This is a genomic window from Streptomyces sp. NPDC002889 (assembly GCF_042888425.1).
GTDB lineage: Bacteria > Actinomycetota > Actinomycetes > Streptomycetales > Streptomycetaceae > Streptomyces.
In genome coordinates this window covers 27621-47446 of sequence record NZ_JBIAPT010000037.1, presented here as the reverse complement: position 1 = coordinate 47446, position 19826 = coordinate 27621, and the positions used below count along the sequence as shown (strand labels likewise).

18 protein-coding genes, 1 pseudogene and 1 CRISPR repeat array are annotated in these 19826 nt (G+C 68.4%); of the genes and pseudogenes, 8 read left to right on the top strand and 11 right to left on the bottom strand.

Annotated features, from left to right (window positions below):
• The first annotated feature begins 688 nt into the window (after positions 1-688).
• From ACFYWI_RS35740 to ACFYWI_RS35730, 3 genes are all read left to right on the top strand, one after another.
• On the top strand, positions 689-1498 hold the full coding sequence (locus tag ACFYWI_RS35740) for a hypothetical protein (protein WP_389239959.1): 810 nt from the start codon (positions 689-691) through the stop codon (positions 1496-1498).
• Between the two features lie 123 nt (positions 1499-1621).
• Positions 1622-1786, top strand: coding sequence for a hypothetical protein (locus ACFYWI_RS35735; protein ID WP_389239958.1), 165 nt, complete (start codon positions 1622-1624; stop codon positions 1784-1786).
• 610 nt (positions 1787-2396) lie between these two features.
• A complete protein-coding gene (locus ACFYWI_RS35730; protein WP_389239957.1) occupies positions 2397-2765 on the top strand; it encodes a DUF427 domain-containing protein in 369 nt (122 codons plus the stop codon).
• 314 nt (positions 2766-3079) lie between these two features.
• Here ACFYWI_RS35730 and ACFYWI_RS35725 read toward each other — a convergent pair whose 3' ends face one another.
• The 3 genes from ACFYWI_RS35725 to ACFYWI_RS35715 all read right to left on the bottom strand — a co-directional run bounded on the left by ACFYWI_RS35725 (position 3080) and on the right by ACFYWI_RS35715 (position 6452).
• Positions 3080-4633 carry a serine/threonine-protein kinase gene (locus ACFYWI_RS35725; RefSeq protein WP_389239956.1) on the bottom strand — a complete coding sequence of 518 codons (1554 nt, stop codon included), beginning with the start codon at positions 4631-4633 and terminating at the stop codon, positions 3080-3082.
• Between the two features lie 294 nt (positions 4634-4927).
• On the bottom strand, positions 4928-5827 hold the full coding sequence (locus ACFYWI_RS35720; RefSeq protein ID WP_389239955.1) for an aminoglycoside phosphotransferase family protein: 900 nt from the start codon (positions 5825-5827) through the stop codon (positions 4928-4930).
• A 34-nt stretch (positions 5828-5861) separates the two neighbouring features.
• Positions 5862-6452: a GNAT family N-acetyltransferase gene (locus tag ACFYWI_RS35715; RefSeq protein ID WP_389239954.1), complete on the bottom strand. Its 591-nt coding sequence runs from the start codon at positions 6450-6452 to the stop codon at positions 5862-5864.
• A gap of 325 nt (positions 6453-6777) precedes the next feature.
• Here ACFYWI_RS35715 and ACFYWI_RS35710 point away from each other — a divergent pair.
• Positions 6778-7008 (top strand): annotated as a pseudogene (locus ACFYWI_RS35710) (serine hydrolase); the annotation flags it as partial.
• Positions 7009-7067: 59 nt separating this feature from the next.
• A CRISPR array of direct repeats spans positions 7068-7280; the repeat unit is 29 nt; unit sequence GGGAGCATCCCCGCAGGCGCGGGGTCGAC.
• A gap of 215 nt (positions 7281-7495) precedes the next feature.
• Here ACFYWI_RS35710 and ACFYWI_RS35705 read toward each other — a convergent pair.
• Together ACFYWI_RS35705 and ACFYWI_RS35700 are read right to left on the bottom strand one after the other, a co-directional pair.
• Positions 7496-9307 carry a hypothetical protein gene (locus tag ACFYWI_RS35705; protein ID WP_389239953.1) on the bottom strand — a complete coding sequence of 604 codons (1812 nt, stop codon included), beginning with the start codon at positions 9305-9307 and terminating at the stop codon, positions 7496-7498.
• Complete coding sequence (locus ACFYWI_RS35700) at positions 9307-10227, bottom strand: hypothetical protein (RefSeq protein ID WP_389239952.1); 921 nt, start codon at positions 10225-10227, stop codon at positions 9307-9309. Before ACFYWI_RS35700 ends, ACFYWI_RS35705 begins: the two co-directional genes overlap by 1 nt.
• A gap of 183 nt (positions 10228-10410) precedes the next feature.
• Here ACFYWI_RS35700 and ACFYWI_RS35695 point away from each other — a divergent pair, with 183 nt between their 5' ends.
• Positions 10411-10635, top strand: coding sequence for a helix-turn-helix domain-containing protein (locus ACFYWI_RS35695; protein WP_389239951.1), 225 nt, complete (start codon positions 10411-10413; stop codon positions 10633-10635).
• Between the two features lie 256 nt (positions 10636-10891).
• Here ACFYWI_RS35695 and ACFYWI_RS35690 read toward each other — a convergent pair whose 3' ends face one another.
• From ACFYWI_RS35690 to ACFYWI_RS35675, 4 genes are all read right to left on the bottom strand, one after another.
• Positions 10892-11311 (bottom strand): hypothetical protein, encoded by a 420-nt coding sequence (locus ACFYWI_RS35690; RefSeq protein ID WP_389239950.1) that lies wholly within the window; start codon positions 11309-11311, stop codon positions 10892-10894.
• A 794-nt stretch (positions 11312-12105) separates the two neighbouring features.
• A complete protein-coding gene (locus tag ACFYWI_RS35685) occupies positions 12106-13326 on the bottom strand; it encodes an MFS transporter (protein WP_389239949.1) in 1221 nt (406 codons plus the stop codon).
• A 7-nt stretch (positions 13327-13333) separates the two neighbouring features.
• Positions 13334-13795 carry an ArsI/CadI family heavy metal resistance metalloenzyme gene (locus ACFYWI_RS35680; protein WP_389239948.1) on the bottom strand — a complete coding sequence of 154 codons (462 nt, stop codon included), beginning with the start codon at positions 13793-13795 and terminating at the stop codon, positions 13334-13336.
• 27 nt (positions 13796-13822) lie between these two features.
• On the bottom strand, positions 13823-15196 hold the full coding sequence (locus tag ACFYWI_RS35675) for an NAD(P)-binding domain-containing protein (protein ID WP_389239947.1): 1374 nt from the start codon (positions 15194-15196) through the stop codon (positions 13823-13825).
• Between the two features lie 109 nt (positions 15197-15305).
• Between ACFYWI_RS35675 and ACFYWI_RS35670 the strand changes: the two genes are divergently transcribed.
• Positions 15306-16370, top strand: a complete 1065-nt coding sequence (locus ACFYWI_RS35670; RefSeq protein WP_389239946.1) for a flavin-containing monooxygenase — start codon at positions 15306-15308, stop codon at positions 16368-16370.
• A 53-nt stretch (positions 16371-16423) separates the two neighbouring features.
• Positions 16424-16786 (top strand): ArsR/SmtB family transcription factor, encoded by a 363-nt coding sequence (locus tag ACFYWI_RS35665; protein WP_389239945.1) that lies wholly within the window; start codon positions 16424-16426, stop codon positions 16784-16786.
• Between the two features lie 77 nt (positions 16787-16863).
• Here the strand turns inward: ACFYWI_RS35665 and ACFYWI_RS35660 are convergent, their stop codons facing one another.
• Entirely contained in the window at positions 16864-17997 is a 1134-nt protein-coding gene (locus ACFYWI_RS35660; protein WP_389239944.1) for an MFS transporter, read from the bottom strand.
• Positions 17994-18350, bottom strand: coding sequence for an ArsR/SmtB family transcription factor (locus ACFYWI_RS35655; RefSeq protein WP_389239943.1), 357 nt, complete (start codon positions 18348-18350; stop codon positions 17994-17996). Before ACFYWI_RS35655 ends, ACFYWI_RS35660 begins: the two co-directional genes overlap by 4 nt.
• Before the next feature lie 352 nt (positions 18351-18702).
• Here ACFYWI_RS35655 and pstS point away from each other — a divergent pair, with 352 nt between their 5' ends.
• Positions 18703-19824 carry a phosphate ABC transporter substrate-binding protein PstS gene (gene pstS, locus ACFYWI_RS35650; protein ID WP_389239942.1) on the top strand — a complete coding sequence of 374 codons (1122 nt, stop codon included), beginning with the start codon at positions 18703-18705 and terminating at the stop codon, positions 19822-19824.
• Positions 19825-19826: the final 2 nt, after the last annotated feature.

Below are 19826 nucleotides of genomic sequence, written 5' to 3'. Positions count from 1 at the left end.
ACCCCGGACACACACAGCAGGCCCACCACGCACGCACGGGGCACCGCCACCCAACACAGGGCCCAAGCCACCCCCGCAACCCAACTCGTGAACCGGCTTTGTCGACTGGCTGAGGCCCGTACAAGCGTGGCGCGCGTCGAACCGGCAGATGAGACCGGATGGTGCTGGAGTCACGGGCGCCCGTGGGTCATACCCAGGGACCCGTGCCATGTGCCGGTGCAGATGCTGCGAGGTACGCGACCCGCAGAGCGCGGACGGGTCAGATGCCGCGTGTTCACAGCGCGGGAGATATCCGGGCCGTGTCGCCAGGGGCGGTGACGCTGCTCTTGGTCAATGCAGTGCGCCTGGGGGCTGGCTGATCGACGAGCTGTTGAACGGGGGCGGACACAGCCCGGTACAGGGCCCCGGAAGGCGGCGCGCCGGGCCGCGGCCGTAGGCACCCACGCACCGGCACCCATGAGCGGGCGGCTATCCGATGCCCTTGGGCTGCGTCAAGCCACGACTTGTCGGAACGTGACCAGGCTCCGCCACTCGGGCCCACTGGAAGCAAGAGCCCCGGAAAGAACCAGCGCCACATCCGCGCCACCTACCGGACTCCCGTGCCAACGTCACGAACCCGCCAAGAAAAACCGAGTTCTCGCCCATTCTCACCCTGGTGATATCGCACGAAAGAAGGACACAGATCCTCATGAACGACACCAACTGGACACGTCGCCTGGCCGTAGCCGCCACCTCCGCCTTCCTGGCCGCCGGCGGAGTCCTGATACCGGCCTACGCAACACCAACAACGCCCAGCACGGCAGAATCGGCAACCACCCCCCACCATAAGAACCAAAAGAATCGCGAAAATCATAAGAACTACAGCGACCACAAGAAACACGACGGCCACAAGAAGCACGAAGGGCGTGGCAGCCACAAAGGCAACCAGGACCATGACGGTCACAAGAACCACAAAGACCATGATGACCACAGAGGCCACAATGATCACGGCGGCCACAAGGGGCATGACGGTCACGACGACCTCTGCCGCCCCGGCAACGGTGGCAACGGCGGCAACGGCGGCAACGGCACCGGCACCGACGCCACCATCTGCACAGCGCCCGGCGGCACCGGTACAGGCGGCGCCGGCGGCCGCGGCGGCAACGGCCGCTGTGGCGGCAACAATGGCAATAACGGCAGCGGCGGCTCCGGCAGCGGCGGCAAGAACGGCCCTCCCTGCCCCGATACACCCGAGCCCGCCGAACCGCAGAAGGGCGACACCGGCAGCACCCCGGCCCCCGACACACCCGAGCCCGCCGAACCGCAGAAGGACGACACCGACACCGACACCTCCCCGGACACACCCGAGCCCGCCGAACCGCAGAAGGACGACACCGGCAGCACCCCAGCCCCCGACACACCCGAGCCCGCCGGGCCCGCCGAACCGCAGAAGGACGACACCGGCAGCACTCCAGCCCCCGACACACCCGAGCCCGCCGGAGACGTCATCGTCAAGTGAACGCCCGTGGGAAGACACCGGAGGCAGATCATGTATCAACGCCTGTGAAGATCTTGGCCTCGTGCCCCACCGCGCCCGCGGTGGGGCACACCCGCTGCACCGCAACTCGCCCTGATACGCACAATGGCCAAGGACCAGGAGCAGCGCATCGGCTCGCTGCTCTTCACCTTCGGCGGCCCCCATGCTTCCAGCCTCTTTCCCAGCCTCGGCAAGGAATTCCGGACGCTGAACTCACGCTACGGCCTGACCAGCTTCGACCGCGCGAGGCCGGCACGAACACGGGCATGACATGCCTGAGCGACAAGGAACCGACGCCCACTACTCGGGCTACGGCTCATCAAACGACGCCACAGGCCGAAGGACGTGGCCGGCCGATTCCAGCAAGAAGCACATCAAAGGCTGCGAGCGGAACTCCGGCAACGTCCATGCGCACGGAGAGACCGTGAGCGCCGGGCCTCATTGCAGTACTGCTCACCTGGCGGTTCGGCTGGTGGTTGATCAGCAGGCCAAGGCGCCAGCGCACAGAGGCTGTCGGTGCGACGCCGCACCCTCGCGCAGCGGGCTCTACGGGTGCGCCGCGAGCGGTCCACCGATGGGCCGGCGCCGAGGGTGCGTGCAGTAGATGGCCGACCGCTGGATGTCGCGCACCATCTCCAGAACCTCCTCGCCGCTGATCTTGCCGCGACGTGGTGGAGGCCTGACACTTTCACCGCGACGGTGCCCGCCCTCCCGGGCATGAATATCCACGCCTGCGGCAGCACGCACGGTTTCCGCAACTGCAGGCCGATGGCCGAGGTTCCGTGACCGCTCCGTCCCATTCAGGCGGCACCGCTTCGAACTTTTCCGGTCAGGCAGCGTGGTCGGGAACACCGAGTCCCGCCCGAACGCTGATCTCGTTATGACTTCACACTCACCACGGCCAGGGCCCCAAGGTGCGGGCAAGGGCGAGGGCCATCGGATCACGGTCGAGCTGGGCAGCGAGCATGTCCGCGTCGTACGGGACGGTCGGCTGCTCGCCGAGAGCCGGCGGCCCCTGGTCCTGCGCGAAACGGGTTGCTCGGTTCGGTACTACCTGGCGCCCGCCGACGTACGGACCGACCTGCTGATCCCCTCCGCCGCGAGCTCCTACTGTCCGTTCAAGGGCAGCGCCTCCTACTGGTCGGTGCCCGGAGCGGACGATCTGGTCTGGTCCTACCTCGATCCGAAACGCGAAGTGGCCGCCATTACGGGCCATTACTGCTTCTACGACACGGAGGTGGTGAAGTGAGCAAGGCTCCCCGCCCCGCGGCGCGTCCGCCACAGAGGTCTTCGACGAGGTAGGCGACGCGCGCTACGAGGGGGAGGGTCGCCGATGTGCCCGGCCAAATCACACCCCTGGCCCGGCTCACCGGCTGCCTCGCGTCCGGCGCCCGCGTCCTCGGCATCGACCTGCCCGGGAGCGGGTGCCCGCCGCCCGCTTCCACACTCCCGGCAGTACCGCCCAGGTGAGGGAACCGTTCGGGACATATCCCTCAGCGAGTGTCGTGGCCGCTGCCGGCAGGCTCGGTATACAGCGGTTCCACCAAGCCGACGGCCGCCCCGTCAGCGCCGGGTGAGAGTGGACGGCGCGCCGGCGGACTGCGCCCCTTCGTCGCCCAGGCCCAAGGTGTCGCGGCCGGTCATCGTGACGACGTAGATATTGCCCTCAGGGCAGGAGACGGCGGTCGATTGGTCGGTGGGATGGCTGGTGACCGCCTCGAAGACCATGGATGTCCTGCGTATCTCCCGCAGTTGCAGAGCCTCGGTGCAGCCCAGGTCACGGCCGGTGCCCACTTCGGTCACGTGGCTGACCTGCTTGCCCGCCAGTTCACCCCGCTGTGCCCGGTGGAGGGTCAAGGTGACGGTGAAATGCTTGGTCCGGGCCTGGGTGATGCCGTCGGCCGATGGGGTGCCCGGGCCGGTGCCGACCCATGCACCCGCCCAGGATGCGGGCAGAGAAGCGACGGTGGCAGAGGGCGAAGGCGTCCCGCCGGATGCATCATTGTCCGGCGGATGCTGCAGGGCGAGCGTGGCCGTCGTCGCGATCAGGGACGCGGCAACGGCCCCTGCGACCATCCATGCGGTACGGCCGGACAACCGCCCTCGCAGGAAACCGGTAGCCGACAGGTCGGCGTCCCCTACTCCGTCGGAGGCCGGGGCATCCACAGCCTCACCTGATCCAGACGCCGCAGGCGGCGGTTGCAGTGGGGCGGAGACCAGCGCATGCGCCTCCTCCTCCCGCACCGCGATATCTCTGGCCAGCGCCTCGGGCAGCAGTTGCGGCCAGGTACCGGTACGGCTGCCCAGGCGTTCCAGCAGCGCGCCGACGGCGCCGACCGTGGGCCGCTGCTGCGGGTTCTTGGCCAGACAGGACCGCAACAGCGAGACCAGGACCGCCGGAACCCCGTCGAGGTTTGGCTCCTCGTGCACGATGCGGTACAGCAAAACCGCGGCCGAGGCCTCCTCGTCCCGGCGGGAAAAGGGGCCCGTTCCGGTCGCCGCGTACACCAGCACGGCAGCCAGGGAGAAGACGTCAGCCGGCGCACCCGAACCCCCGGCACTCGCCTGCTCCGGCGCCAGATAACCGGGAGAACCGATCACCCCGCCGGTCCGTGTGTGACGCGAGTCCTCCGTGGCGCGCGCGATCCCGAAGTCGATGAGCAAGGGACTACGGCGGCCCAACAGCACATTGGACGGTTTGACGTCCCGGTGCGCAAGACCCGCCCCATGCACCGCCCCCAGCGCCCCGCACATCTCGACCGCCAGAGCCAGTACGGACCGCTCGGGCAGCCGGCCGTACCGCTGTACCCACTCAGCCAAGGAAGGCGCGGGCACGTACTCCGTGGCGAGCCACTGCGGCCGCTGCCCCACAGGGCTGTAGTCCACCACCGCAGTGGTCCAACGAGAACGCACCCGGTCGCTGTTACGGATTTCACGCGCGAACCGTTCCTCGAACCCCGGATCCTGCCCGAACTCGGCACGCACCGTCTTCAACGCCAGCGGACGCCCCGCCACAGTCCGGGACAGATACACCCGCCCCATGCCGCCCTCACCGAGCCTGGCCAGTAGCGGATAGCCCCCAACGGCCCCCGGATCCGACCTGTCCAGCAACTCCACGCCCCGCCCCCTCACACCTACACACTGCCGACCTCGCTCAGCCCCCGGACCAGCCCAACCAAAAGCCGCATCCGCAACATTCGCACCTAACATCACCCGCCACGTCGGGTCTCATTATCCGGGTTGGCCATGGCGCGATCGGGACGGACCCTGCGGCCCAGTCGTCCAGGCCGGGTTGGTGACGCTTGGTGACAGCGGCTACGGAGCGTCTCGGCCAGATGTCGTCTGGCTTCGGCGAACAGGTGCCGACGGGAGAAGCTGCCGCCAGCCGTCCACGAGCTCTTCAGGAGGGCCTCAGTGCTCTCCCAGCACCGCCCGGATCACGTGCCGGGCATTGTGCGCCATCGCCGGGTTCGTCCCCCGGTAGTACGGCAGCGCGATCAGCGCCTGCGAGAGCGCCCGCCCCCTGCCGCGGTTCCAGGTCGCGTCGTCCACGCCGAGCGTCTCGCGGAAGACCTCTCTTGCATCGGCCGACAGCAGATTCCACGCCGGGAACAGATCGCAGGCCGGATCGCCCACCCCCATGCACCCGAAGTCGATCACCGAGGTCAGCCTGCCGCCATCCACCAGCAGATTGCCCGGCATCAGATCGGCATGCAGCCACACCGGCGGCCCGTCCCAGCCCGGGGCCCGCAGCGCGTCCTCCCATACGGCAGCCGCAGCATCGCAGTCGACGCCCTCCTCAGGGATCCCGCGGAGCTCCCCGATCGCCGCCCGGGTCGACGCGTCGAGCGAGGCGACCGGCCCGCCACGGTAGGCCACCGGCGCCCCTGGCAGGGTGATGCTCCGCATCACCGCCACGAACTCGGCAAGGTCCTTGGCCAGCAGCACGGGCTCGCTCAGCGCCCCCGCCCTGGGGTTCTCCCCCGCCAGCCACCGGTACACCGACCACGGCCACGGATACCCCTCGGCGGGCTCCCCGGCCCCGAGCACCTCGGGGATGGCCGTGGGCAGCCGCGGCGCGAGGCGTGGTAGCCACTCCTGCTCCATCGATACGTCCTTGGCTCCGCCCTGCACCAGCGGCAGCCTTACGACCATGCCGTCGCCCAGCCGGTACATGCCGTTGACCGTGCCGCCGGACGGAAACCGCTCCACCGCCAGGCCCGACCACTGCGGGAACTGCCCGGCAATCAGCCGCCGTACGAGGTCGTCGTCAATGGGGTGCAGGCCGGGATGCATTTGCCCTGTGCTCATGGACCGCCATCCGATCGCCGGACGCCGGCGGGCGTCAATCGCTTTTCCGGTGAGTACTGCAGCCCGCGCGCGATGCCGGCCGCGTTCGCCGAAGAGTCGTGCTGGAGAGCCGATACACCACGTTCCGGCGCAGCGGCCCAGCAGGCACGCTCACGTCGTCGTAGTCGTCGGCGGGGTCGCGGGTCATACCGAGGCGGCGCATCACCGCCTGGGACCGGAGGTTGGTGGCCGTCGTCATCGCCAGGATTTCCGGCAAGGCAAGCGATTCGAAGGCGAAGGTCACAGCCACCAGGGCAGCTTCGGTCGCATAGCCATGCCCCCAGGCCGAGCGCGCCAGACGCCAGCCCGTCTCCACCCCCGTGAACGGCATGTTTTCATCGACCGGATCTAGCCCGGTGAACCCGATGAACTCGCCGGTCGCCGCCACCTCCACCGCCCACCAGCCCCAGCCCCGCTGGTCGAGATCGGCCTGGAAGCGAGCCGCGGACGCCTGGCTCTGCTCACGCGTGAGCACATCCGGAAAGTACTCGCGGACCTCGGGATCGGCATTCATCGCCGCCCACGGGCCAAGATCGGATTCCCGCCACCCACGGAGCACAAGACGATCGGTTCGTAGCTCAGCCATCACGCCAACCTAACGTGATCACCGGCACAGACGCGATCGGATAAGAAAGCGAACCTGCCCGCCTGTCGACCCTGGCGCCACCCACGCGAGGACCCTTGTCGACAGACCCTGCCGCCAAATCCCTTGAACACTCCGAACGTTGCCACCCGACTACGACGGAGCCTGGGGGCCGCCGACCCGGGCGAGCGCCAGCCCCGCAGCATATGGGTCTGGGCAGCGAGAATTCGCAAGGCAGTCACAGTAGGTCGCGTTCGCACCTGTCGGGCCCACGGCCTGCTACGTCGCAGGCAGTTCCTCGCTCACGTCGCGGGCGCTTGCGCGGTCAGTGACCCCGAGGTCGCGTCGAATCTCGTCGCGCAGGGCGGTGATCCGCTCCCAGAGTCCGTCCCCCACGCTGTCGTCAGGACCGGCGGGGGTCGCCGACACACGGACACGTCGGGCGCGCGGGCACGAGGACCGGTTCCGGATCGGCAGCATCACCAAGACCTTCACCGCCACAGTGGTCCTGCAACTCGTGGCCGAGGGCCAACTGGCCCTGGAGGACACGGTGGAGCGATGGCTGCCAGGCGTGCTCACCGGGAACGGGCACGGCGGCAACACGATCACTGTCCGGCAGCGGAGCATCCCCACAGGCGCGGGGTCGACCACAGCAGGGCGACGAGGTCACCGACGGTCGGGGGAGCATCCCCGCAGGCGCGGGGTCGACAGCCGGTCGAGCACGGTCTGCACCGCGTGTCGGGGAGCATCCCCGCAGGCGCGGGGTCGACCTCCACGGCGTTCGCCACATGGACGCTGAACCGGGAGCATCCCCGCAGGCGCGGGGTCGACGGGCCGCACCTCGACCTGAGAAACCGACGAAACGGGTTCTCACCAGAGACGAAAGTCCTGGTGAGGGCCCGTTTCTCGTTGTCCGGGAGCAGGGCAGCCCTGACTTGGGGGGATTCGGGTGGTTTTCACGTGAAAGAGCCAACATCATGGCATGCGTCACGGTGTGGGCTCTGGATCTTTGGTTGATCTTCAGCAGGTGCGGCCGGAGTTGATCGCTAGCCGGTCGGTGCGAGGTAGCCGGTTGGGGTCCAGCTGCCCAGTGGCTTGGTCCGGCGCCGGTGGTGCGTGCGTCTGCGGGGGCGCCCTCCGTTGAGCGCAAGGGTCTCGACCCAGTTCTTGATCTTCCGGCGGTTGGCGTGGGCGAGCTGGAAGACGAGGAGCATGGTCTGGGCGGCGATGCCACGGATGCGGCGGGAGCCGGAGGCTTCGATGGCTTCGGCGAGGGGGTTCTTCGCGTAGCCGTTGTAGCCCTCGACGCTGTTCCGCAGGCGGAAGTAGACCTTCTGCCATTCCTCGTCGCCGTACTCGAGTGCCTGCCAGTGCTTGGCGCCTTCGGCGGGGGCGAGGGTGATGCTGCGTTGACGGCAGATCTTGAGCGGTCCGGTGGGGCCGGGCTCGGGGTCCACAAGCGGGAGGTGGACGCCGCGGCCGAGCGATCGAGGCTTGATCGGGCATTGGGCCTTGCCGGCCTCGGCCGGGCACATCACGCGCTGGTGCCCTTCCGCGTCCTCGTTCTCCTTCGGCACGAGGCGATACGGCTTGCGGGCTGCGATGAGCCGGGTCCATGTCTCGCGGTCGATGCGTTCGTCGTAGAGGTCCTTGGTGGCGTCGATCAGCGGCTGGGGCATGGAGGGGCAGTACCAGGTGCCCTCGACGAGGATCGCGCCCTGGGTCTCTGCCTGCGTGCCGAGCTGGTCGACCCGGTAGTCGTAGACCGGCTTGTAGCCGAGGGCTCGGACGGGCAGCTGCCATTCATCGGACTCGGAGTTGTTGTAGGCAAGGTCACCGGCGAGGAAGCCCGGCGTGTACCCCCGTTCCCGAAGTCGGGTGAGGATCTTGAGGCCGTTGTAGGCGGGGCGGTGGCCGGGCTTGTCGAGAGAGACGCCGAGGACGAGCGTGGGCAGGACGTCGGGGCTGGGGGTGTTGTCCTCCAGCAGCACCTCGTCGTAGCGGGCGTCACGGGTGACGGCGAGGGCCGCGTCGTAGCCGAAGAGGTATTTGGCTCTCTTCTTGAGTGAGGCCTTCTTCCGCCTGTCCTGCTTCGTGCGCTGATTCTTCTTGCGCTTGTCCGAAGGGCGCATCGCGTCCGCGACGGGGACGGTGTCGGGGTCGCGGTGGTCTCCCTCGCGGGCGTACCAGCCGGCGTCGGGGTCGGTGGAGAGCTCTGGACCCCTGGACTTGCGGCCGCGTGCGAAAGTCCGGATCGGGGTGGCATCCACGGCCAGGGAGCCGTCGGACAGCTCGTTGAGCAAGCCCTTCAGGGGACGTACCGAGGCGTCGAGGACGAACTCGGTGAAGAGCGCGAGCCGATGCTCCCGGGCGGCCAAGCGTTCCGGGTCTGCCGCTGCGGCGAGGCGTTGCGCCTCCTCGCGGGAAAGGCGCTTGTTGGCCGGCAGCGGAGAGGGATCCATGGCCTCACGCATCGCGTGGAAGAGGCGTCGCACGACGGCGTAGCCCGCTTCGAAGCCCTGATCGTGGTCCGGATAGTCGGGTAACGAGAGACGCTGGCGCATCTGTGGGCCGAGGCCGAAGAAAAGGATGTCCGTGACCCTCTCCAGGATGACTTTTCCTCCGCCGACCTGGGTGCACAAGTGCATGCCGACCAGCAGGGCGCGCAGGGTGAGTTTGCGGGGACGGCCCCTGTCCAGGTGCACGAACTCCTGCAGGAGAGCGATGAGACCGCCCTTGTCCACTTCCTCAATGGCTGATTCGACATCGGCGTCATCGAGGAGTCGGCGCTCGGCGCGCATGGCGAGCAGTCTCTCGTGCCGGTCCTTTGACGATCCCATCGGGTCGACGGCGGTCATCAGGCGCCTCGCAGGAATGCAGCGGCCTCGTCGGCCGGGATGCCGCGGAGGAACGGAAGGATGCGGGAGAGACCGTGCAGGGTGTCGACGCCGGCCGCCGCGACGATCACAGTGATCGGAACGCCGGAGTCAAAGAGGTCGACCAGCCAGGTAGACCGCAATCGCCCCATGACCAGGCGCGGAACGCCCTGGCTGGGCTTGGTCCGGGTCAGGAAGTTGGTCACCGTATTGGTTCCGCGACTGTGGCAGTTCGGGCGGAACAGATAGCTGGCGTTGCCCGGGGTCTCGAGGCGTTCAGCGGCTGCTGAGAGCACCGATTCCCAGGGGCGGCGGCACAGGATCTCGCGTTCTCGAGGGCCGCGGGTTTTGACGGCGGCCGGGCCGCGCATCTGCGCGGAGTGATGGACGTCGTGGGCGCGCAGCGGAATCACTTCCGGGGAGTCGAGCCCGACCCCGGCGCCCAAGGCCATGAGGGTCTTGCAGCCCCAGCGGAGCTCGTCCGTGGGCTGACCGCCTGCCCACCCCCACAGGTCGGCGAGCTCTTTCTGGCTGTAGGGCCGGTTGGGATTCGAGGCGGAGAGCTCGGCGGGCTTGCCCGTTCTGCACTCGCTGCCGATCACGAGCTCGCGCAAGCGCAGCAGCCGAGAGCGGTAGTTGCCGCGGGTCGACTCCTTGACCTGGGGGCAGCCGACGGCGATGAACCGCTCGATCAACTCTCGCGACAGCCACACCTCGGCAGAGGCGGGCAGGCCCTCGCCGTCGCAGAAGAGGGCCAAATGAGCCAAAGCGCCCAGGAGTTCCCGCGCCTTCAAAGTGGTGAGGGGCGCGGCTTGGAGGACCACCCGACGCACCTCATCACCGACGCGACTCCACCCCGCGGGGGAACCGGCCGGTCGATACGAGTTGATCCGCTGAGTCATCACATGTCGCCAGACCAGCACCCCAGCAGGAGGGGTGCTATTCGAATAACATGTATCCGTAGTGCCGACTGTGTGCGACCGGGGAGGACCGGATGGGTCAGACTTCACCTCATGCCTCAAGGAGACGCCCGTCGACTGCCGCCAAGCGCTTACTGTGCCAGCGGTGTCTGGCCTGAGGCCGTCATGGCGGACCATCACGGCGCTCGGGTCGCCCAGGCAGTGGCCGCCAGGCTGCAGGCCGCTGTCGACGAGAAGGGCTGGTCGGTCGCTCATCTGTCGCGCGTCAGCGGAGTCGCCCGCTACACGATTGCCAAGGCGCTCGCCGGGGAGGCGTGGCCGGACCTGCTGACCATCGCCAACCTGGAAAAGGCGCTGGAGCGCGATCTGTGGCCTGGTCGCGATGTGTGATGCGGGCATGTGAAGCAGGCCGAAGGCGGCGCGAACGGTGTGCGGAAGGACTGTTCGAGGCTGAACACGGCTAGGTCGTCCCTTCGGACGAAGGGCGGGACCATATTTCGTCGCGCGCTACCGGCGGCGCTCAGCCGCTCGTAAAATGCAACACGACGACCTGATCCGGCTCTGTGGAAGTTCTTGGTGAGGTTCGTCGCTGTTGGCCGCCACCTCGGACTGGTACTCCTTGGTGGCGGCCTTCCTGTTTCTGGATTCAGGTCTGTGGTGTCGCGTACTTGTAGAAGGCGTTCGGAAGCTTGATCAGATCACCTGCCTTGGCTTGTTCGTCCATGGCGACGCGGACACTTTTGATCTTGGCTGGCTCATTGAGGGCGTGCGCCATTTCGAGCGCCTTCCACTGTCGCTGAGGGTCTTGGCTCATAAGCCGGAGGATTCGCATCTTGCGTGTAGGTGGCTGGAAGCCGCCAGCGGCTGGGGCCTCGGCTTCCTCGCGGGGAGGCGCCGGCTGTCGCTGCTCGGGGATGCCCGAGACCTGCCACTGTCCCTGCGTCTCCTTGAACTCCTTCAGTCGGCGAAGGTAGGCGAGCTCTACGCGCACCTTGTGGGCATCGCGCTGCAACATCTCCTTCCTCTCCTCCGCAAGCTGGATGTACTTGTCAGGATTGCCAGACATTTCTTCCCAGGAAAGGGTTTCGATAATTCCAGAACCCTACCTATGAGAGAGCACAACTTACTCGCATCGCAAGGGGTACTTCACCCGATGTAGCGACGAGATCAATTACCTGTCCCGGTGCCTGTGCGAACGGGGTCGAAATTTCCTCTTTGTGCTTCAGGCCCTGTTTGATCTGAAGTAACGTTTCGCTGCCTGGGTGAGGTAACCGAAATGCCTTTTCCGGGGATTCCTTTATTTTCCAGGGTTGGCTTTTGGTGGTGGCGGTTATCCCTGGGGGCGTCTCGCGGAGTTGTGAATTTCACCGGCTGGCGCACAGGCTTGGGGTAACCCTGTTTCCTCAGTGCACTGACCGGATGGGGTACCCCTGTCCCGGTGATGGGCAACCGGGGATGGCTCTGCCTCAGGCCGAGGGGCTGTCGCTCGCGGATGCGACTCACATGACAAGCAGGGGCTGCCTGTGCCCGGTCCGAACGGCACATGTCGCCAGGGACACGGCCGTCAGCTGGCGTGGCGCGGGCCGCCGTGCACCGCATCGCTCCAGCTCGTCGGCCGTGCGAGACAGCATCCGGATCCCGGATCCCGGATACGCAGGGAGCGGGTAGCCAGGGAGCGAGACAGCCTTGACGTGGCAACCGGGAAGGACAGGAGGTAGTGCGTCAGGGGTTGGTACCCCAAGAGTGCCCGCTGGCTTGCATCCTGGCCGGCGCGAGTGCCAGGGGTGGACACACAGCCCTGGCCTCAATACGAGCGAGAGACAGGAGTGGACTGGGCCACATGCCACTCGCGCCGACTTGTCACTCATGCCAGGTGGGGCGTCCCGACGACAGGGCCAGAAGAGCTGCCACTGCAGATCCCATGGCGAGTGCGAGAAATAGGCCGTCGTAGCCGCCCAGCGGTCCGGCCAGGGTTGATCCCGCCCAGGGAGCTACAGCTGCCGCCACCGTCGCGGGAGCGATGAGGAGAGCGGAGAGGCGGCCGTAGGCCGCGGTGCCCCAACGATCTGCGACCGCCGTGGCGTGGAGGAGGGTGAGGTTGCCGCGTACGACACCGGCCAGGACCGCGAGCAGGATCAGCAGGGGGACTGGACCGGGCATGAGGGCGAGAGCGGCTGTGGTGGCTCCGCCCGCCGCGATCAGGATCGTGGTGCGGGTGGTGACGCCGGTTCGGCGGGTGAGGGTGGCGTAGAGCGTGCGGCCCAGGGTCTGGCCTGCTCCTCCGAGTCCGAGTGCCCAGGCGGCTGTTGAGGGGTCGGCGCCGCGTTCTGTGAATAGGGGAACCATCCCGAAGACGACCGCGTGCATGGCGAAGCCGGAGAGGGTGAAAGCCAGCGTGAGCAGGAGGAAGGGGCGGCTGCGGGCGATCGGTGTGCGGCTGGTGGTGGGTACTGCCGGTGGAGCGGGCGGCCAGTGGGCGCGCAGAGCGATGGCGTGAGCCGGGATCGTGACACCAGCGAGGATGAGCGCGAGTACGGCGTAGGTGGTGCGCCAGCTGAGGTGATCCGCGAGCAGGGCGGTCAGTGGTGCGAAGACGGTGCTGGCGAGGCCGCCGGCGAGGGTGACGATTGTCAGGGCGCGGACGCGGTCGGGGCCCCACCAGCGCGTGAGGGCGGCGAAGGCGGGCTGGTAGAAGGTGGCGGCCATGGCAAGGCCCGCCACGAGCCAGGCGGCTGTGAACACGTAGAGGGTGGGGGCAAGGGCGATGGCCAGAACGGCAGCGACCGCGAGCACGGAGCCAGCAGTCATTACGGCGCGGGGACCGCGGCGGTCGAGGATGCGGCCGACAGGTATCCCAGCGAGAGCCGAGACGAGCAGGGCGGCGGAGAACGCGGCGGTGGCGGCGCTTGTGGACCAGCCGGTATCTGCGGTCAGGTGCGGAAGCAGGACGGGAAAGGCGTAGTAGACGATGCCCCAGCTGGTGATCTGTGTGGCGCACAGGGCGGGAAGCGCGGCGCGAGGCCGTGACCGGTCCCCTTTTCCGGTCGCGGCCCCGCTTGTGCTGCTGTGAAGGTCGGTCATCGTCAGGTCAGCAACAGCCGCCGGCGGCGACAGGTTCACTCGCGCCGGTGTCGGCGGTGGCCGGCCTGGCACAGCAGGTGCTGCCTTCCTTGGCCAGGCTGTCGGCGTCGGCTTTGACGACGTACACCTCCCAGGGTTCCTGGCCGGGACCGTGGACCCAGACCTTGTCCTGGAGGGCGTAGCAACAGGTGGTGTCGTTCTCCTCGGCGGTGGCCAGGCCGGCGTCGCTCAGGCGGGTGGTGGCGGCGTGCACGTCCTCGCTGGTCGCCACCTCGACGCCGAGGTGGTCCATGCGGGTGTCCTCGCCTGCTTCCCCTTCGATGAGAACGAGCTTGAGCGGAGGCTCGGCGATGGCGAAGTTGGCGTAGCCGTCGCGGAGTTTGGCGGGCTCGGTGCCGAAGAGCTTGGTGTAGAAGGCGATGGACGCAGCAAGGTCAGGGACGCGAAGGGCCAGTTGGACTCGGGACATGATGTGCCTCCTGTCGGATGTGAGCAGTCAGCAGCCTCCGGTTGTGGCCGGGGCTCCGCTGCCGATCTGGAGGGTGGTCGGGGCCGTGCAGCAGCCGCCGCCGGACGCTTCCTCGGCCTCGGGTTGGTCGAACAGCCCGGCGCCGCCGCAGACTCCGGTCTCGGGGAGCGTGAGTTCGACGCGCTCGGCCGCCTCCCGGTCGCCGGCGAGGGCGGCGGCGATGGAGCGGACCTGCTCGTAGCCGGTCATTGCCAGGAAGGTCGGCGCGCGGCCGTAGGACTTCATGCCCACCACATAAACGCCCTTCTCCGGGTGCGAGAGCTCCCTCGCGCCGTGCGGGTAGACGGTGCCGCAGGAGTGGACGTTCGGGTCGATCAGCGGGGCGAGTTCGATCGGGGCCTGCAGCCGCTCGTCCAGGCCGAGGCGCAGCTCTGCGAGGAAGGAGAGGTCGGGGCGGAAGCCGGTGAGGACGATGACCTCGTCGACCGGGTCGAGACGGCGGCCGTCCTCGGCCACCAGCACCAGCCGGTCACCGGTCTTCTCGACTGCGGTCGTACGGAAGCCGGTGACCGCGCTCGCGTGTCCGTTGTCGACGGCGGCCTTTGCCGCGAGGCCGAGTGCGCCGCGAGCGGGAAGCTGGTCGGCCTCGCCGCCGCCGAACGTGGAGCCGCCGATGCCGCGCCGCAGGACCCATGCCGCGTGCGTCCCGGGGGCGTCCTTGGCGAGGTCGGCGAGGTAGGCGAGGGCGGTGAAGGCGGAGGCGCCGGATCCGATGACAGCGGTGCGCCTTCCCTCGTAACGCGCCCTGACGGACGGATCCTTGAGGTCGGGGACGCGGTAGGAGATGCGGTCGGATGCGGTGCGCTCGCCCAGCGCGGGCAGGCCGTCGCCACCGATGGGGCTGGGGGTGGTCCAGGTGCCGGAGGCGTCGATGACGGCGCGGGCGGTGATCCGCTCCTCGCTCCCGTCGGCATTGAGGATGTGGACGGTGAACGGCTGCTGCTCGCGGTCGGCGTCCACGACGCGATCGCGGCCGAGGCGGGAGACGCCGGTGACGTTTGCGCTGTAGCGGACCTTGTCGCCGAGGACGTCGGCCAGTGGCTGGAGGTACTGCTCGGCCCAGTCGCCGCCGGTGGGGTAGGTGGAGCCGTCGGGCTTCACCCAGCCGGTGGGGGCGAGCAGCTTCTCTGCGGCCGGGTCGACGAGCTCGGCCCAGGTGGAGAAGAGGCGTACATGGCTCCACTCACGCACGGCGCTGCCCGCGCTGTCTCCGGCCTCCAGAACCAGGGGCTCCATGCCGCGCTCGATGAGTCGGGAGGCGGCGGCCAGGCCGATCGGTCCGGCTCCGATCACCACGGCGGGCAGGGCGGCGGTGGGCACATCGGTAATCGGCGCAGTCACGGTGACTCCCCATTCTGTTTCGATATCTGTCGATGGCTTGTGTTGCCAGCATGGCACCTGCTTCGATGAACGTCAACATAGACATCAATCGAATCAAGTGGAGTGAGTGATGGAGCATCTCGACGTTGCCGTGATCGGCGGCGGACAATCCGGCCTGGCCGCCGCCCACGCCCTGCGCCGGCGCGGACGCACGCCGGTGGTGCTGGAAGCCTCCGCGCGGGCGGCCGGCTCCTGGCCGCACTACTACGACAGCCTCACCCTCTTCTCCCCGGCGGGGTACAGCTCCCTGCCCGGCCTTCCTTTCGGCGGTGACCCGCAGCGGTATCCGCACCGGGACGAGGTGGTCGCCTACCTGCTGCGCTACGCAGACCAGCTGGACGCGGAGATCCGAACCGGCCGTCGCGTGAGTGCCGTCCGCGCCGAGGACGGCGGGTTCCTGCTGGCACTGGAGGACGGATCGCACCTGGCGGCACGCGCTGTGGTCGCCGCCACCGGCGGCTTCGGAAGCCCCAACCGCCCCGCTCTGCCCGGCCTGGACTCCTTCACCGGGACCCTCCTGCATGTCACCGACTACCGGTCCCCCGAGCCCTTTGCCGGACAGCGGGTGGTGGTCGTCGGCGCCGGCAACTCCGCCGTGCAGGTCGCGGCCGAACTCGCCGCGCGCGCCCGCGCCCGCGTCAGCCTCGCCAGCCGGGCCCCGGTCAGGTGGTTCAAGCAGCGCCCGCTCGGCGGTATGGACCTGCACTTCTGGCTCAAGGTCACCGGGCTGGACACCGCCCCGCTCGGCCGCTTCCAGCGCGGCCCGGCCACCATGGCCGTCATCGACGACGGCCGCTACCGAGCCGCCCTCGCGGCTGGCGCTCCCGATCGCCGCCCTATGTTCACCAGCATCGAGGGATCCAAGATGACCTGGCAGGACGGAACGGTCGAGGACGTCGATGCCATCGTGCTGGCCACCGGCTACCGGCCCGATCTCGGCTACCTCGCACCCCTCGACGCACTTGGCGTCCACCGAGGGCCGCGCCACCGCGACGGTATCTCGCTCACTCACCCCGGCCTCGCCTATGTCGGACTGGAGTGGCAGCGCAGCCTGTCCTCCGCCTCGCTGCGAGGTGTGAGCCGCGACGCCCGGCGCATCGCACGCCGCCTGGCCGCCCATCTTGCCCAGCCATAAACAGCGGCGGCTGCCTCTGGGCGGCTTGGTTCGATGTGTGTCAACATAGATGTATGTCGAATACGGAGCTGCTGCCGCTGCTCGAGCCGGAGACGCTGGCGCCCTGCTGCCCGCCGCTGACCGAACGCGCGCTGACAGCGGAAGAAGCGGTGCGCACGGCCGCGATGTTCAAGGCACTCGGCGACCCGGTCCGGCTGCGCCTGTTCTCTCTCGTCGCCGCACACGAGAGCGGCGAGGCCTGCGTCTGCGACATCTCCGACGTCGGCGTCTCCCAGCCCACCATCTCGCACCACCTGAAGAAGCTGAAGGAGGCCGGCCTGCTCACCTCCGAGCGGCGGGGCACCTGGGTGTACTACCGGGTCGAGCCCTCCGTGCCGGCCGCGATGGGGCAGATGCTGCGGCACTACGGCTCCTGACAGCACCTGGCTCTCACCGGACCGGCTCCGTGTTCCAGCCACGGACCAGGGCGGAGAGTGCCGGGCCGCGGGCGTGCTCATCTCGGGTTGCGCCTGCCGAGCGCGAGCGGGACAGCCAGGGCGGTGACAGCAACGATGACAGCGACCGCCGCGTACCCATGGGAGTCAGCGACCGGGCCGCCCAGAACCGGGGCGACCAGATAGCCCAGGATCCCGATCTGGGACCACAGCACCATCGCGGTGACGATGCGTCGCGGGGGCACGGCGTCCAGCAGCACCCCGACCGATCCGGTGTTCGCCATGCCGATGCCGACTCCTGCCACTGCCAGGGCCCCGATCCACACGGGCACCGACGTGCCGGCCCCGGCGGCAGTGAAGCCGACGACTACGAAAACGGTGGATGCCAGCAGTGCGCGGCGGGGACGCAGCCGGGCGGCGAGCGCGGCAGCCACGGCCACCAGCACCGAGGTTGCCGCGTACAGCACGCCGATCTGGGATTGGGACAGCCGAGTGGCGAAGTGCAGCGGCAGGACACCCTCCAGGGTGCCCAGCGCCAGCACCGCGAAGGCGATGCCGGCACTGGCCGCCCAAAAGCCGCGCGAACGCATCGCACGCCGATCACTCGTGAAGGCACCGGCACGCGCGGGGAGCCTGAGTGCCAGCACCGGCACCCCCGCGAGCAGGATGAGGAAGAGATACGCGAGGAAGGGTCCGCGGACCCCCTGGATGGCTCCCAGGAGCGGGCCCAGCAGACCGCCGGCGGAGTAGGCGGCGAAGACCCGGCTCATGCACAGGTATTCCTGGCCCGGCCAGGCCGCCAGCGTGGCGAAGGTGACGCCGAGCCACAGGCATCCCGACCCCACCCCCATCACCAGGCGGGCCACGGCGAAGACGGCAAGGTCGCTGCCGAAGACGAAGCCGAGACAACCCACGGCGATCAGCAGGAGTCCGCCCAGAATGACTCTGCCCAGTGCACTGCGCTGCACGGCGAAGCCGCCCACCGCGAACCCTGCGACCATCCCCAACGGGAAGGTGGCCACCAGCATCCCCATCACCGTGGCGCCGGCGCCGGTCCGATCGGCCAGGGTCGGCAGGACCGGCGCGATCAGGCTGTACCCGGCCGCATCCAGCACCCCCAGCCCCAGCAGCAGGGCGTAGACGGCTTTGGAACGCGATCCGGACAGCTGCCCTTCGGGTGCGGCCGCGCTCACCGGCCCCTGCCTCTCCGCTTGCTCCCTTCACCGGGCGCGTCCGGGAGAGGCGCGGGCCTGCCCATCACCACATCGGCAGCCGACGGGAACCCCTGCACGCATTCCTTGTTGAGCCGGTAGCGGCTGTAGGAGCCCTCGCGCTCCACCAGCACGAACCCGACCTCGGTCAGCACTTTGAGGTGGTGCGACACCGTCGACTGGCCCACCCCCACGGCGGCCACGATCTGGCCGACTGTCATCTCCCCGCCATGCCGGGCCAGCAGCGTCACGATCTGCACGCGCGTGGCATCGGCCAGCGCCTTGAACCAGCTGGCGTACTGCTCAGCTTCGGATCGCTCCAGGAAGTCACTCATCGGTAATCGACGATAATCGATGACCTGGAGGAGTCAAGTTCTTGGCCGCCGTGCGTCCTCAGCTGTACGGCCGGACTCCAGCGGGCGAGCAGCTGGTCCGTGACACCGAACCGGGCGAGGACGTGCAGCGCACGATGCCAGATGGCCGGCCGACTCCCGTGCCCGGTCCAAGTGCCGGTCGTGACCCGGAACCGCACCCCGTACGTCTACCACTGGGCCGCGGCAGTGTGCCTCGTAAAGCTGCAGTCACCCAAGGAGCGGCAGGACGACGGCCGATGTTCGCTGGCGCGTCACCGCAGCGGCATTTATATCGGCAAGTATCTATGTTCCTGACCCTTGAAAGGAACAGCAGGTGCAGCAGCAACGGGTGAACCACAGGCGTCTGTACAGCGCGATCGTGACGGCAGCTGGGGGTGTGCTCTTGCTCTCGGCGTGTGGCCTCGGCGGCGCGACTGAGGATGTGCCGCCACCCGACGCACGGAAGGGCAACATCGAGTGCGCGGAGAAAGGCCAGCTCCCGGCATCCGGCTCCACCGCGCAGAAGAACGCGATGCAGCACTGGATGCACGAGTACCAGAGTGCCTGTCCTGGGGTGCAGATCCGCTATGTGCCCATAGGGTCGGGCGGCGGAGTCGCCCAGTTCCTCCGCGGAGCGACCGTGCTCGGCGGAAGCGACAGTGCGCTCAAGCCGGACGAGATCGAGGCATCCCGCGACGTATGTCCGGGCAGCAACGCCGTCAACCTGCCGATGGTCGGCGGACCCATTGCCGTCGGTTACAACGTCTCGGGCGTGAAGGACCTCGTCCTCGATGCCCCCACCCTCGCCCGGATCTTCGACTCGGAGATCACCGTGTGGAACGACGAGAAGATCAAGCGCCTGAATCCTGGCGTGCAGCTGCCCGCGACCCCAATCCGCACCGTGCACCGGTCCGACGATTCGGGTACGACGCAGAACCTCAACAAGTACCTCGCCGAGGCAGCGCCGGACGACTGGCCGTACCCGACGGAGAAAGCCTGGCAGGCCAAGGGCGGCCACTCGGCGGCCGGTTCCGACGGGGTGGCATCGGACGTGCTGAATGAGGACGGAGCCATCGGCTACTTCGAGCTGTCCTTCGCCAAGACCGAGAACCTTCCCACCGTCAGACTCGACACGGGTGCGCCGGAGCCGGTCGGCCCTTCTGCCGAGACCGCGTCGGCAGGTATCGCGGCGGCCGAAGTGGTCGGGCGCGGCAAGGACATGACGCTGAAGTTCGACTACAGGACCAAGGTGCCCGGGGCATACCCCATCGTGCTCGTCACGTATGAGATCGTCTGCGCCAAGGGCAATCAGACCGAGGTCCTGCCCGCCCTCAAGTCCTTCCTGACGTACACGGCCAGCGAGGAAGGACAGAAGGATCTCTCCCGTATCCACTACGCGCCGCTCCCGGACGGGGTGGCCGCGCAGGTCCGTGAGGTGGTGAGCACCCTCTCCTGATC